Consider the following 557-nt stretch of genomic DNA (forward strand, 5'->3'; position numbering starts at 1 on the left):
AAATACGACGTTAAGCGCCAAATTTAAGCACGACTTAACAAGACACCTCTACTTTAACATAAAGAAAAAGTAGTGAGAAAATCTTCCGTCGAAGATTCCCTCACTACTAATCTTAGTATGTTTGATTAGATTAGTTTTGAAGAATTCATTAAATCAATTTGTTGATTATGATCCACCTGGAATTTTGGAATCTACGGTTGTAAAAATGACTTTTCTGAAAAGAAAGGTCGTTTTTTCATAGAAATAAAACATAATCCTAAATTTCAAGTTCAAGTTAGCCACCCAGAAGAAATTCCTTCGGCGACTTGTAGCCCAAGCATTTTTTAGGATAGTTGTTTATCCAATTTTCAATAAAGGCGACCTCTTTTGAGGTCAATGTCATTAAGTTAAGACCTAGAATTTAAAATAAGACCACATTTGAAAGCTCATAATTCCACGACAAACGCATGAAGAAAACTCCCTATTGAAAATTTTCAGTAACCGATAAATATTCGTAAAAGCGTCCTCTTAAGCATATAATTAGCTTAGGAGGACGTTTTTATGGATGTTATGATTTC

Annotated in this window: 1 pseudogene; it reads right to left on the reverse strand. The window is 32.9% G+C overall.

Going from position 1 to position 557, the window contains the following annotated elements:
* Positions 1-274: 274 nt before the first annotated feature.
* A pseudogene (locus ACXM1Q_RS09400) lies at positions 275-373 on the reverse strand (IS30 family transposase); the annotation flags it as partial.
* Between the last annotated feature and the right edge of the window lie 184 nt (positions 374-557).

The sequence above is a fragment of the Streptococcus sp. 10F2 genome (genome assembly GCF_054331515.2).